At 42.2% G+C, this 13745-nt stretch carries 10 protein-coding genes; 9 read left to right on the forward strand and 1 reads right to left on the reverse strand.

Features of this window, described 5'->3' with window-relative positions:
- Positions 1 to 262 precede the first annotated feature (262 nt).
- A complete protein-coding gene (gene scrK, locus HMPREF2795_RS02925) occupies positions 263 to 1150 on the forward strand; it encodes a fructokinase ScrK (protein ID WP_075228182.1) in 888 nt (295 codons plus the stop codon).
- 40 nt (positions 1151 to 1190) lie between these two features.
- Here the strand turns inward: scrK and HMPREF2795_RS02930 are convergent, their stop codons facing one another.
- A complete protein-coding gene (locus HMPREF2795_RS02930) occupies positions 1191 to 2381 on the reverse strand; it encodes a cation diffusion facilitator family transporter (protein WP_075228183.1) in 1191 nt (396 codons plus the stop codon).
- 267 nt (positions 2382 to 2648) lie between these two features.
- Between HMPREF2795_RS02930 and HMPREF2795_RS02935 the strand changes: the two genes are divergently transcribed.
- The 8 genes from HMPREF2795_RS02935 to HMPREF2795_RS02970 all read left to right on the forward strand — a co-directional run bounded on the left by HMPREF2795_RS02935 (position 2649) and on the right by HMPREF2795_RS02970 (position 13611).
- Positions 2649 to 5333 (forward strand): cation-translocating P-type ATPase, encoded by a 2685-nt coding sequence (locus tag HMPREF2795_RS02935; RefSeq protein WP_075228184.1) that lies wholly within the window; start codon positions 2649 to 2651, stop codon positions 5331 to 5333.
- A 214-nt stretch (positions 5334 to 5547) separates the two neighbouring features.
- Positions 5548 to 5958, forward strand: a complete 411-nt coding sequence (locus HMPREF2795_RS02940) for a peptide deformylase (RefSeq protein ID WP_075228259.1) — start codon at positions 5548 to 5550, stop codon at positions 5956 to 5958.
- A gap of 45 nt (positions 5959 to 6003) precedes the next feature.
- Positions 6004 to 6726, forward strand: a complete 723-nt coding sequence (gene yaaA, locus HMPREF2795_RS02945; protein ID WP_075228185.1) for a peroxide stress protein YaaA — start codon at positions 6004 to 6006, stop codon at positions 6724 to 6726.
- Positions 6727 to 6866: 140 nt separating this feature from the next.
- Entirely contained in the window at positions 6867 to 8153 is a 1287-nt protein-coding gene (locus HMPREF2795_RS02950) for a homoserine dehydrogenase (protein WP_075228186.1), read from the forward strand.
- 1 nt (position 8154) lies between these two features.
- Positions 8155 to 9024, forward strand: a complete 870-nt coding sequence (thrB, locus tag HMPREF2795_RS02955) for a homoserine kinase (protein WP_075228187.1) — start codon at positions 8155 to 8157, stop codon at positions 9022 to 9024.
- A 123-nt stretch (positions 9025 to 9147) separates the two neighbouring features.
- Entirely contained in the window at positions 9148 to 10086 is a 939-nt protein-coding gene (gene msrB / locus HMPREF2795_RS02960; protein WP_075228188.1) for a peptide-methionine (R)-S-oxide reductase MsrB, read from the forward strand.
- 50 nt (positions 10087 to 10136) lie between these two features.
- Positions 10137 to 11861 carry an ABC transporter ATP-binding protein gene (locus HMPREF2795_RS02965; protein ID WP_075228189.1) on the forward strand — a complete coding sequence of 575 codons (1725 nt, stop codon included), beginning with the start codon at positions 10137 to 10139 and terminating at the stop codon, positions 11859 to 11861.
- 1 nt (position 11862) lies between these two features.
- Complete coding sequence (locus HMPREF2795_RS02970; protein WP_075228190.1) at positions 11863 to 13611, forward strand: ABC transporter ATP-binding protein; 1749 nt, start codon at positions 11863 to 11865, stop codon at positions 13609 to 13611.
- Positions 13612 to 13745 lie beyond the last annotated feature (134 nt).

A 13745-nucleotide genomic window follows, 5' to 3' on the forward strand; every position in this document is an offset into this window, starting at 1 on the left:
AATACTCTTCGAAAATCAAATTCAAACTGCGTCATACTCGCTTTGCCGTACTCAAGTACTGCCTGCAGCTCGATTCCTAGTTTGTTCTTTGATTTTCATTGAGTACACTACTTTCGATTTAATAGATCAAAAAACGAACAAATGTTATGTTTGTTCGTTTTTGATTGAATGGTAAAATTTACAGAGGAAAAACTAAAAAATTGAGCAACTTTTCCTCCTGGAAATATGCTATAATAGAGAAAATAAAAACTAGAGGTTTATCATGACAAAATTATATGGAAGCTTGGAAGCGGGCGGTACAAAATTTGTCTGTGCTGTCGGTGATGAAAACTTTAACATTGTAGAAAAAACACAATTCCCAACAACAACTCCTATCGAGACAATCGATAAAACTATCGAGTTCTTTTCAAAATTTGATAATCTTGCAGGTCTTGCAATTGGTTCATTTGGTCCAATTGATATCGACAAAAATTCAAAAACTTACGGTTTTATCACAACTACACCAAAACCTCACTGGGCGAATGTTGACTTACTTGGTGCTCTCCGTCGCGCTCTAAATGTGCCAATGTACTTCACAACAGACGTAAACAGCTCTGCCTACGGCGAAGTAGTAGCACGTAATAACGCTGGCGGACGTATTGAAAACTTGGTTTACTACACAATCGGTACAGGTATCGGTGCAGGAGTTATCCAACGTGGTGAATTTATTGGTGGTGTTGGACACCCTGAGATGGGACACTACTATGTAGCAAAACACCCAATGGATGAGGAGAAAGAATTTAACGGTGTTTGTCCTTTCCATAAGGGATGTTTAGAAGGTTTTGCGGCTGGTCCAAGCTTGGAAGCTCGTACAGGGATTCGTGGTGAAAACATCGAACTCAACAGTTCTGTATGGGATGTTCAAGCCTACTATATCGCTCAAGCAGCTGTAAATGCAACTGTAACCTTCCGTCCAGACGTTATCGTATTTGGTGGTGGGGTTATGGCCCAACAACACATGCTTGACCGTGTGCGTGAGAAATTCACATCTTTGCTCAATGGTTACCTACCAGTTCCCGATGTGCGTGACTATATCGTAACACCAGCTGTTGCAGGTAATGGTTCAGCTACACTTGGAAACTTCGTTCTTGCTAAGAGCGTAGCAAAATAAGCATAAAAAATGAGGTCGGGATTTGTCCCGGCCTCTTTCTTTAGTCTTTTTCAATTTTCGTTTCCTGATGGAATATATTTTGCCAAGTTTCATGTCTGCGCCAGATACTTGTATGAATAGTATCACCTATCTGATAGCGGATGAGTTTTGTCTTCTGACTAATGGACGTTAAGTGAAGCTCCTTGATAGCAGTGGTTAATTCTTTTTCTGCCTTATAGGCTTCCTTGTCTAGTTCTAGTCCGTCTTGGCGAATATAAATGAAATCTTCAGCTAGTAGTTCTTCCAGTTGATTTCCTTGGTCAATTAGTTGCTCTCTCATGAGTAATTTTTTATAGACATTATCAAGAATTTCATCCTCAGGAATCGGTGCTGGTTCGATATGAATATCGGTGTCAAAGACACCAAAGCGTTCTGATAACATGGATTCAACCTGATCTGCAATTTCATGACTTTCGAAAACGGAGAGGTCTGGATTCATCTCGAGAGTAATGTCTAGATAAATATTACTTCCATAAGTACGACCCCGTTGTGATTTGACTTTGCTAATCTTAGGGATTTCCATGATAGCCTTTTGGTAATCTTCGAGCAAGTGCTCATCAAAACCATCTGAAAGGCTGAAGGATGACTCGATAAAGATATCATAGGCAGTCTTGAGGATAAAGAAGGTGATAACGATGGCAACCAATTTATCCACGAGAGGGAAGTTAAAACTGCTGGCTAGGATGGCGATAGTGGTTCCGAGTGAAGTGACAGCATCTGATAGGTTGTCCTTGGCAGCTGCTTTCAGTGCCTTAGACTTGGATTGCTTGCTGAGGTGAGTGTTGTAGAGATAGACTCCAAACATAATCACTGCAGAAATCACTCCCAAAATCGCTCCAAGTGGGTCAATTACAGTTTCTTCGCGACTGATAATCTTTTGAATCGTATCGCGAAGAACATCAAAACCAACATATAACATGATGATAGAGGTGATAAGACTTGCCAAGTCCTCAATTTTCCAGTGACCGAAACGATGGTCTCTATCTGCTGGCTGTCGGGCCAATCGAATCCCTATGAGGAGGGCAACGTTTCCGATGATATCTGAAACGTTGTTGAAACCATCCGCCACCAAACTGGATGAGTGAAGGAGGTGACCTGCTGCTAACTTAGCTGCTGACAAGAAAAGGTAGGTCAAGATGCTAATAATAGCACCTCGCTCAGCTAATTTCAAGTTTGAAACTGATTGATTCATCTGACTCTCTTCCTAGAATTTTTATATTCTATCATTATACTGGTTTTGTAAGGAAAATTCAAATGGAGCGCGAATAATCCCACCCCAGCACTTGTAAACTTTTGAAAATCTGTTATAATAGAACTACTCAAGGGAGTAGCTGGCGGTTAACCGCGATAGTGTCGTCATTACGAATTATTTCCGGCACTATATTAAACAGCGAGACTTGTTTTTTTAAAAAACAGGTCTCTTTTTTTGTAAAAAGAGACCAAAAAGGAGGAGACTGTTTTGTCAAAAGAACAAAATAAAGATTTGTTTTACACACAATCTTCTGAGGAAGTCCTAAAGAATCTGGACTCATCTGTCGAAGGTTTGTCAACTGCTCAAACTCAAGAACGCTTAGCGACTTATGGTCGAAATGAGTTAGAAGAGGGCGAAAAACGTAGCCTACTAGCTAAATTCCTTGATCAATTTAAGGATTTGATGATCATCATCTTGCTAGCGGCAGCGGCACTTTCTGTCATTACAGAAGGAATGGACGGTTTAACAGATGCCATTATTATCTTGGCCGTAGTTGTTCTTAATGCGGCCTTTGGTGTTTACCAAGAAGGTCAAGCTGAAGCAGCGATTGAAGCGTTAAAAAATATGTCTAGCCCGATGGCTCGTGTTCGTCGTGACGGTCATGTCATTGAGATTGACTCAAAAGAATTGGTGCCTGGGGACATCGTCTTGCTAGAAGCTGGAGATGTAGTTCCTGCGGATATGCGTTTGCTTGAAGCGGCGTCTCTTAAAATCGAAGAAGCTGCTCTTACTGGTGAATCTGTACCAGTTGAAAAAGATATTACTCAAGTGGTAGAAGCAGATGCTGGTATCGGTGATCGTGTCAATATGGGTTACCAAAACTCAAACGTAACTTACGGTCGTGGTATTGGTGTCGTGACCAACACTGGTATGTATACAGAAGTTGGTAAGATTGCGGATATGTTGGCCAATGCCGATGAGACAGAAACACCATTGAAGCAAAGCTTGGAACAATTATCTAAAGCCTTGACTTACTTAATCGTTGTGATTGCGATTATCACTTTCTTGGTTGGTGTCTTCGTTCGTGGTGAACATCCGTTGGAAGGCTTGATGGTTGCAGTAGCCCTTGCGGTTGCTGCGATTCCAGAAGGACTCCCTGCCATTGTAACCATCGTTCTCTCTTTGGGAACTACAACTCTTGCTAAACGTAATTCGATTGTTCGTAAATTACCAGCCGTTGAAACACTTGGTTCAACAGAAATCATCGCATCTGATAAAACAGGTACCTTGACTATGAACCAAATGACGGTTGAAAAAGTCTATACTAACGGTCAATTGCAAAGCTCAGCAGCTGAGATTGCTGCTAGTAACAATACCCTTCGTATCATGAACTTTGCCAATGATACAAAGGTGGACCCATCTGGTAAATTGATTGGTGACCCAACGGAGACAGCTCTTGTACAGTTTGGTTTGGACCACAACTTTGACGTTCGTGAAGTTTTGAAGAATGAGCCACGTGTGGCTGAATTGCCATTTGACTCTGAACGTAAGCTCATGTCTACCATCCATAAGGAAGCAGACGGTTCTTACTTTATCGCTGTTAAGGGCGCCCCTGACCAATTGCTCAAGCGTGTGACTCGTATTGAAGTCAATGGGGAAGTTCGTCCAATCACAGAAGAAGATAAAAATGCTATCCTTGCAACTAACAAAGAATTGGCCAAACAAGCTCTTCGTGTCTTGATGATGGCTTATAAGACAAGCAATGAAATCCCAACCTTGGAATCTGAAATTGTTGAATCTGATCTCATTTTCTCTGGTTTAGTCGGCATGATTGATCCTGAGCGTCCAGAAGCTGCAGAAGCTGTTCGTGTCGCTAAGGAAGCTGGTATCCGTCCAATCATGATCACGGGTGACCACCAAGATACAGCAGAAGCTATTGCTAAACGTCTTGGAATTATCGATCCAAATGATACAGAAGACCATGTCTTCACGGGTGCTGAGTTGAATGAGCTTTCTGATGAAGAATTCCAAAAAGTCTTTAAGCAATACTCTGTATATGCACGTGTATCACCTGAGCACAAGGTTCGTATCGTGAAAGCATGGCAAAAAGAAGGTAAAGTTGTTGCCATGACAGGTGATGGAGTCAACGACGCACCATCACTTAAGACAGCTGATATCGGTATCGGTATGGGGATTACAGGTACGGAGGTTTCTAAGGGAGCTTCTGATATGGTCCTTGCGGATGACAACTTCGCAACCATTATCGTAGCGGTAGAAGAAGGACGTAAGGTCTTCTCAAATATCCAAAAATCAATCCAATACCTCTTGTCTGCCAATATGGCTGAAGTATTCACCATTTTCTTTGCAACTCTCTTTGGTTGGGATGTATTGCAACCAGTACATCTTCTCTGGATTAACTTGGTAACAGATACGCTACCAGCCATCGCTCTTGGTGTTGAACCAGCTGAGCCAGGTGTGATGACCCACAAACCTCGTGGACGTAAGTCTAACTTCTTTGATGGTGGTGTCTTCGGAGCTATCATGTATCAAGGTATCTTCCAAACCATGCTGGTTCTTGGTGTTTATGGTTGGGCAATTCTCTTCCCAGAGCATCAAGTTCAAAGTGAAATCCACGCAGATGCCCTTACAATGGCCTTTGCAACTCTCGGTTTGATCCAATTGCTCCATGCCTTTAACGTTAAGTCAGTTTACCAATCTATCTTTAAAGTGGGACTCTTTACGAACAAGACCTTTAACTGGTCTATCCCAGTTGCCTTTGTCCTCTTTGTGGTGACAATTTTGGTTCCTGGATTTAACAGTCTCTTCCACGTTTCTCATTTGAGCTTGACTCAATGGATGGTGGTCGCTGTAGGAGCACTCATGATTGTGGTTCTTGTTGAGATTGTCAAAGCAGTTCAACGAGCGCTTGGAAAAGATAAAAACGCTATTTAAGCACTATGAAAAGTCATCTTCGGATGGCTTTTTGTTTATATATAAAGATAAACTGAAATAATACTCAATGAAAATCAAAGAGTAAACTAGGAAGAGAGCCGCAGGCTGTACTTGAGTACGGCAAGGCGAATCTGACGTGGTTTAAATTTGATTATCGAAGAGTATAATTTTGTGCTATAATCAAGGAGAACGATATCGTATGGAGGAAAGAGTCTTGGAAAAGAAAATTGTAACAGATATCTTGTTTTTGTCGCAGGTATCCCAGCCTGCTAGTCAGGAAGATTTACCCCTAGCAAAGGACTTGCAGGATACCTTACAGGCTAACAGAGAAACCTGTGTTGGACTGGCCGCCAATATGATTGGGGTGCAAAAGCGAGTGATTATTTTTAATATCGGCATGATTCCCATGGTCATGTTTAACCCCGTTCTCAAGTCTTTTGAAGGGCCATATGAAACGGAGGAAGGATGTTTGTCTTTGGCAGGTGTAAGGCCAACAACTCGGTACAAAAAAATTACTGTGGCTTATCGGGATATCCATTGGCAAGAGCAGACTATTACCCTGACAGGCTTTCCTGCTCAAATCTGTCAGCATGAATTGGATCATTTAGAGGGAATAATCATTTAGGCTTAAATCCTTGGTAGTCCTAAAAAAATATGCTACACTAAGACTATGAAAATTCTAATCCCAACTGCAAAAGAAATGAACACCGAAATCCCAAGTTTAGAGGCAAAACCATTGCGTCCTGAAAGTCAGGCAGTGCTGGATGAATTGGCAAGATATTCTGCCCAAGAACTGGAGAATTTTTACAAAATATCTACCGAAAAAACGCAAGAGGAGTATGACCATATCCAGGTCTTGAAAAATGGGACTGCGACAAACTATCCAGCCTTGCACCTCTTTGATGGACTCATGTATCGCAACATCAAACGGGACAAACTAACCAAGGCGGAGCAAGCCTATCTTGAGGAACACCTCATGATAACGTCAGCTCTCTATGGTGTAATCCCAGCCTTTGAGCCAATTGCACCTCACAGACTGGACTTTTTGATGAAACTAAAAGTCGCTGGAAAAAGTCTGAAAAGTCACTGGCAGGTAGCCTATGAGGAGTCGATGAAAGACCAGGAGTTCATCTTTTCTCTCTTGTCTTCGGAGTTTGAAAATGTCTTTCCTAAAGAAATTCGTGAGAAAATGGTGACCTTCAAGTTTATGGAAGAAAGAGATGGAAAGCTTAAAATCCACTCAACCATTTCTAAAAAAGCCCGAGGAGCCTTTTTAACAGCCTTGATGGAAAATCAGATGACTTCGGTAGAAGAAATCAAAAAGCTCAGCTTTGCAGGTTTCCACTATCGAGAAGACCTGTCTACTGGCAAGGAATTGGCTTTTGTGAAATAGATTGAAAATAGAGTCTGCCCTAGGTTGTATCAGGGCAGGCTTTTTTATGATTTGACGCTCCTATTTTTAGTTCAGAATGGTAGGAATTTTCTCACAATTTTGGTATAATAGGACTATTAGAAAATTTCGAGGAGACAAATATGTCAGTTAAGATTGCTTTACTTGGATTTGGTACAGTAGCCAGTGGTGTGCCATTCTTACTAAAGGAAAATGGAGAAAAAATTGTTCAAGCAGCACATTCAGAAATTGAAGTAGCCAAGGTTTTGGTCAAAGACGATGAAGAGAAAGCACGCTTGCTTGAGGCAGGAAATGATTTTAATTTTGTAACAAATATCGATGAAATCTTGTCAGACAAAGACATCACGATTGTTGTTGAGTTGATGGGACGTATCGAACCTGCAAAAACATTTATCACTCGTGCCTTAGAAGCAGGGAAGCATGTCGTGACAGCCAACAAGGACCTTTTGGCTGTTCATGGTGCAGAATTGCTTGAGATTGCTAAAGCTCATAATGTTGCTCTTTACTATGAAGCAGCTGTTGCGGGAGGAATTCCAATCCTTCGTACCTTGGTTAACTCACTAGCATCAGACAAAATCACACGTGTTCTTGGTGTCGTCAATGGCACATCAAACTTCATGATGACCAAAATGGTAGAAGAAGGTTGGTCTTATGCAGATGCCCTCGCTGAAGCCCAACGACTTGGCTTTGCTGAAAGTGATCCTACAAATGACGTTGATGGGATTGATGCAGCCTACAAGATGGTCATCCTTAGCCAGTTTGCATTTGGGATGAATGTAAAATTTGAAGATGTGGCCCATCAAGGAATCCGCAACATCACTCCAGAGGATGTGGCAGTTGCCCAAGATCTTGGGTATGTGGTTAAATTAGTAGGTTCTATCGAAGAAACACCATCTGGAATCGCTGCCGAGGTTACACCAACCTTCCTTCCTAAGGCTCACCCACTTGCAAGTGTCAATGGTGTCATGAATGCAGTCTTTGTGGAGTCTATTGGTATCGGTGAATCTATGTACTACGGACCGGGTGCCGGACAAAAACCAACTGCGACGAGTGTCGTAGCTGATATCGTTCGTATCGTTCGTCGTTTGAATGACGGTACCATTGGAAAAGCCTTTAATGAATACCATCGTGACCTTGTTTTGGCTCAGCCAGAAGATGTCAAAGCCAACTACTATTTCTCAATCTTGGCACCAGATTCAAAAGGTCAAGTCTTGAAATTGGCTGAGCTCTTTAATGCAGAAGATATTTCCTTCAAGCAAATCCTACAAGATGGCAAGCAAGAAGGCAAGGCTCGTGTTGTTATCATCAGCCATAAGATCAACAAGGCGCAACTTGGAAATATTACAGCAGCTTTGAAGGGTGTAGCTGAATTTGAACTTCTCAACACCTTCAAGGTTTTAGGAGACTAAGATGAAGATTATTGTACCTGCTACAAGTGCCAATGTGGGTCCTGGTTTTGACTCGGTTGGTGTAGCTGTAACTAAATATCTAGAAATTCAGGTTTGTGAGGAACGCGAAGAATGGATGATTGAGCACCAATTAGGCAAATGGATTCCGCGTGATGAACGTAATCTTTTGCTGAAAATTGCTCTACAAATTGTTCCAGACCTACAACCACGACGTTTGAAAATGATTAGTGATATTCCACTTGCGCGTGGACTTGGTTCATCGAGCTCTGTCATCGTTGCAGGGATTGAACTGGCAAATCAATTAGGAAATCTTAAATTAAGCGATCACGACAAATTGCAATTGGCGACTAAGATTGAAGGACATCCTGATAATGTTGCACCTGCTATCTATGGAAATCTGGTCATTGCCAGCTCTGTTGAAGGTCAGGTTTCAGCAGTGGTAGCACCCTTCCCAGAGTGTGCTTTTCTAGCTTATATTCCAAACTATGAATTGCGAACTCGCGATAGTCGTGGTGTCTTACCTAAGAAATTATCATACAAGGAAGCTGTTGCAGCAAGTTCAATTGCCAATGTGGCTATCGCAGCTCTATTGACAGGAGATATGGTCAAAGCTGGTCAAGCTATCGAGAGTGACCTTTTCCACGAGCGTTATCGTCAAGATTTGGTGCGAGAATTTGCGACAATTAAAAAAGTTGCCAAGAGAAACGGTGCTTATGCGACCTACTTGTCTGGCGCTGGGCCTACTGTCATGGTTCTAGCTGATCCTGATAAGATGCCGAAGATTAAGGCAGAGCTTGAAAAACAACCGTTCAAAGGCAAGCTTCATGATTTGCAAGTAGACACAGAAGGCGTGCGCGTCGAAGAAAAATAAATATAGCGATAGGATGGGGAAACTCTCTATTAGAGGGCTTCCTATCCTTTTTTTGAAAATGAAACGAGAAATCTGGGATTTTTCCCGTATTTGCTGACCAATAGATGGTCAAGGAGGTATGAGATGGCAGAAATATATTTAGCAGGTGGTTGTTTTTGGGGCTTGGAAGAATATTTTTCCAGAATTTCTGGAGTGCTGCAAACAAGTGTTGGTTACGCTAATGGTCAAGTTGAAACCACCAATTATCAATTAATCAAAGAAACAGATCATGCAGAGACTGTTCAAGTTATTTATGATGAAAAGGCAGTCTCGCTCCGTGAGATTTTGCTTTATTATTTCCGAGTCATTGATCCATTGTCTGTCAATCAACAAGGAAATGACCGTGGCCGTCAATATCGTACAGGGATTTATTATCAAGATGAAGAGGATTTACCGACTATCTATGCCCTTGTCCAAGAGCAGGAGCGCATGCTCGGTCGCAAGATAGCGGTAGAAGTGGAGAAACTCCGTCACTATATCCTGGCTGAGGACTATCACCAAGACTACCTCAAGAAAAATCCTGGTGGTTATTGCCACATTGATGTGAGGGATGCTGAAAAACCACTGATAGATGCCGCCAACTATGAAAAGCCTAGTCAGGCAACGTTACGAGAAAATTTGTCAGAAGAGTCTTACCGAGTTACGCAAGAAGCTGCGACGGAAGCTCCCTTTAGCAATGCCTATGATCAAACCTTTGAGGAAGGAATTTATGTCGATATCACGACAGGAGAGCCCCTATTCTTTGCCAAGGATAAGTTTGCATCAGGCTGCGGTTGGCCAAGTTTTAGTAAACCAATTTCTAAAGAGCTCATCCATTACTACCAAGACTTAAGTCATGGTATGGAGCGAATCGAAGTCCGTTCACGTTCTGGCAATGCTCACTTGGGACATGTCTTTACTGATGGACCTCAGGAGCTAGGTGGTTTACGCTATTGTATCAATTCTGCCTCTCTACGATTCATCGCTAAGGATGAAATGGAAGAGGCTGGCTATGGCTACTTACTTCCATATTTGAACAAGTAAAAAAGACGGTGGTTTTTCCACCTTCTTCATTTTGAAAATAGAAGGGACTTATGAAACACTTACTTTCTTACTTTAAACCTTACATTAAGGAATCTTTCCTATCACCTCTGTTTAAATTGCTAGAAGCTGTTTTTGAACTATTAGTTCCTATGATTATAGCTGGGATTGTTGACCAATCCATCCCTCAAAAAGATCAGGGTCATCTGTGGATGCAAATGGGCCTCCTCTTTTTGTTTGCAGTTATCGGTGTTTTGGTGGCTTTGGTTGCCCAATTTTACTCAGCTAAGGCAGCAGTCGGCTTCACCAAGGAGTTGACCAATGACCTCTATCGTCATATTCTCTCCTTGCCAAAGGATAGTCGAGACCGTTTGACGACTTCGAGTTTGGTGACGCGTTTGACTTCAGATACCTACCAGATTCAAACGGGAATCAATCAATTTTTACGCCTATTTTTAAGGGCTCCTATTATTGTTTTCGGTGCCATTTTTATGGCATATCGTCTCTCGCCTGAATTGACCTTCTGGTTTTTGGTCATGGTTGTCATTTTGACCTTTGTCATTGTCGTGTTATCGCGCTTGGTCAATCCTCTTTATAGCATTTTGAGAAAGAAAACAGACCAGCTGGTTCAGGAAACACGCCAACAGATACAAGGTATGCGTGTGATTCGTGCTTTTGGCCAAGAAAAACGAGAAATTGAAAATTTCCAAGTACTAAACCAAGTCTATATGGCTATCCAAATGAAAACAGGATACTGGTCTAGTCTCTTGACCCCCTTGACCTATTTGATCGTCAACGGAACTTTGCTGGTGATTATCTGGAATGGTTATCTTTCTATCCAAGGAGGCTGGCTCAGTCAGGGTGCCTTGATTGCCCTAATCAACTATCTCTTACAGATCTTGGTAGAGTTGATTAAACTAGCCATGCTGATTAATTCACTCAACCAGTCCTATATATCAGCTAAGCGGATTGAGGAAGTCTTCGCTGAAGAACCTGAAGATATTCATTCTGAGATTCAGGTGGGGAAAGTGTCTCGGAATCAAGTTTTACATGTTCATCACTTGAGCTTTACTTACCCAGATGCTGCCCAACCATCCTTGAGAAATCTTTCTTTTGATATGCAACAAGGGCAGATTCTTGGGATTATAGGGGGAACTGGTTCTGGTAAGTCAACCTTAGTGCAGGTCCTACTTGGCCTCTATCCGGCAGATAAGGGAAGCATATCCCTTTATCGAGATGGACGTAGTCCTCGCGATCTTTCTGAATGGCGTTCTTGGATGGCCTATGTCCCTCAAAAAGTTGAACTCTTTAAGGGAACCATCCGTTCCAACTTGACTTTAGGTATGGAAAAACCTGTCTCGGACCAAGAACTCTGGCAGGCTTTAGAAATTGCTCAGGCCAAGGACTTTGTCAGCGATAAGGAAGGTCAGCTGGACGCAGAGGTTCAAGCAGGCGGTCGTAATTTCTCAGGTGGGCAAAAACAACGCTTGTCGATTGCTCGTGCAGTCTTGCGTCGAGCTCCTTTTCTCATCCTCGATGATGCGACGTCAGCCCTTGATACCATCACCGAGTCCAATCTTCTAAAGGCCATTCAGGAGAACTTGCCAGATACTAGCTTAATCTTGATTTCCCAACGGATTTCGACCTTGAAGATTGCAGACCAGATTCTCCTTTTGGAGAAAGGTCAGCAATTAGCGCTTGGAAATCATGAGGAATTGATGAAATCTAGTCAAGTCTATCGTGAAATCAATGCATCCCAACATGGAAAGGAGGACTAGAATGAAAGGTAAACATGCAAGTCAAACCCTCAAACGTTTGGCAAAAGATTTAGCAAGTCATCCCGTCCTTCTTTTCCTAGCTTTCTTAGGAACCATTGCTCAAGTGGCCCTATCAATCTATCTGCCAATCTTGATTGGACAAGTAATTGACCAAGTCTTAGTGACGGGCTCATCTCAGGTGTTTTGGCAGATTTTCCTCCAGATGATATTGGTGGTGATAGGAAATACACTGGTACAATGGGCCAATCCTCTCCTCTATAACCGTCTTATTTTCTCCTATACCAGAGATTTACGTGAAAAAATCATTCAAAAACTCCATCGTCTCCCGATTGCCCTTGTAGATAGACAGGGGAGTGGAGAAATGGTCAGCCGTGTAACGACAGATATTGAACAGTTGGCAGCGGGATTGAATATGATTTTTAACCAATTTTTCATCGGAGTTCTGATGATTCTGGTCAGCATCCTTGCTATGCTTCAAATTCATCTTTTGATGACTTTATTAGTTCTGCTCTTAACACCTCTGTCTATGGTCATTTCACGCTTTATCGCCAAGAGATCCTACCATCTCTTTCAGAAGCAGACAGAGTCTAGGGGTGCTCAAACCCAGCTAATCGAGGAATCACTCACTCAACAAACGATTATCCAGTCTTTTAATGCCCAGGAAGAATTTATCGAGAGACTTCATGAGGCAAATGATAACTACGCAGGTTATTCTCAGTCAGCTATCTTTTATTCTTCGACAGTCAATCCTTCGACCCGTTTTGTCAATGCCCTCATTTATGCCCTGCTAGCTGGAGTAGGGGCCTTCCGCATCATGGCAGGTTCCACTTTGACAGTTGGACGTTTAGTGACTTTTTTGAACTATGTACAGCAGTATACCAAGCCCTTTAACGATATTTCATCGGTCTTAGCTGAGTTGCAAAGTGCATTGGCTTGTGCAGAACGTGTTTATGCAGTTTTAGAAAGCCCTGAGATTACAGAAACTGGTCTTAAAGAATTGAACAGCGACCAAGTCAAGGGAGCTATTTCCTTTAAACATGTCTCCTTTGGCTATACTCCAGAAAAAATCTTGATTAAGGACTTGTCTATTGATATTCCGGCTGGTAGCAAGGTTGCCATCGTTGGGCCAACGGGTGCAGGGAAGTCCACCCTTATCAATCTCCTCATGCGTTTTTACCCGATTAACTCTGGAGATATTTTATTGGATGGTCATTCGATTTATGACTATACCCGAGCTTCTCTTCGACAGCAGTTTGGTATGGTGCTTCAAGAAACTTGGCTCAAGCAAGGAAGCATTCATGACAATATTGCTTTTGGAAATCCTGGAGCAAGTCGAGAGCAGATCATTGCGGCAGCCAAAGCGGCTAATGCGGACTTCTTTATCCAGCAGTTGCCACAGGGTTATGATACTAAGCTTGAAAATGCAGGTGAATCCTTGTCTGTTGGTCAGGCTCAGCTTTTAACTATTGCCCGTGTCTTTCTAGCCATTCCTAAGATTCTTATCTTAGATGAGGCGACTTCATCCATCGATACCCGGACAGAGGTCTTGGTTCAGGATGCCTTTGCCAAACTCATGAAGGGGCGGACAAGCTTCATCATCGCCCATCGTTTGTCTACCATTCAAGATGCTGATTTGATTCTTGTCTTGGTGGATGGAGATATTGTCGAGTATGGCAATCATCAGGAACTCATGGCTAGAAAAGGCAAATACTATCAAATGCAAGAAGCAGCTGCTTTTAGTCCAGAATAGACTTTTAATCGTTTATAAAGCAATAAGCAAATACAGAATAAAAGTTGCCTTCGGGTGACTTTTTTGTTACAATAGCTAGAAAAATTATCTAGTATGAAAGCTAATACTCAATGAAAATCAAAGAGCAAACTAGG

The organism is Streptococcus sp. HMSC056C01 (assembly GCF_001811305.1).
Taxonomy (GTDB): Bacteria; Bacillota; Bacilli; order Lactobacillales; family Streptococcaceae; genus Streptococcus.

Excerpts from the sequence above, each read along its gene's own strand:
- scrK (WP_075228182.1), top strand. The coding sequence starts at position 263 with ATGACAAAATTATATGGAAGCTTGGAAGCGGGCGGTACAAAATTTGTC.
- HMPREF2795_RS02930 (WP_075228183.1), bottom strand. The coding sequence starts at position 2,381 with ATGAATCAATCAGTTTCAAACTTGAAATTAGCTGAGCGAGGTGCTATT.
- yaaA (WP_075228185.1), top strand. The coding sequence starts at position 6,004 with ATGAAAATTCTAATCCCAACTGCAAAAGAAATGAACACCGAAATCCCA.
- HMPREF2795_RS02950 (WP_075228186.1), top strand. The coding sequence starts at position 6,867 with ATGTCAGTTAAGATTGCTTTACTTGGATTTGGTACAGTAGCCAGTGGT.
- thrB (WP_075228187.1), top strand. The coding sequence starts at position 8,155 with ATGAAGATTATTGTACCTGCTACAAGTGCCAATGTGGGTCCTGGTTTT.
- msrB (WP_075228188.1), top strand. The coding sequence starts at position 9,148 with ATGGCAGAAATATATTTAGCAGGTGGTTGTTTTTGGGGCTTGGAAGAA.
- HMPREF2795_RS02965 (WP_075228189.1), top strand. The coding sequence starts at position 10,137 with ATGAAACACTTACTTTCTTACTTTAAACCTTACATTAAGGAATCTTTC.
- HMPREF2795_RS02970 (WP_075228190.1), top strand. The coding sequence starts at position 11,863 with ATGAAAGGTAAACATGCAAGTCAAACCCTCAAACGTTTGGCAAAAGAT.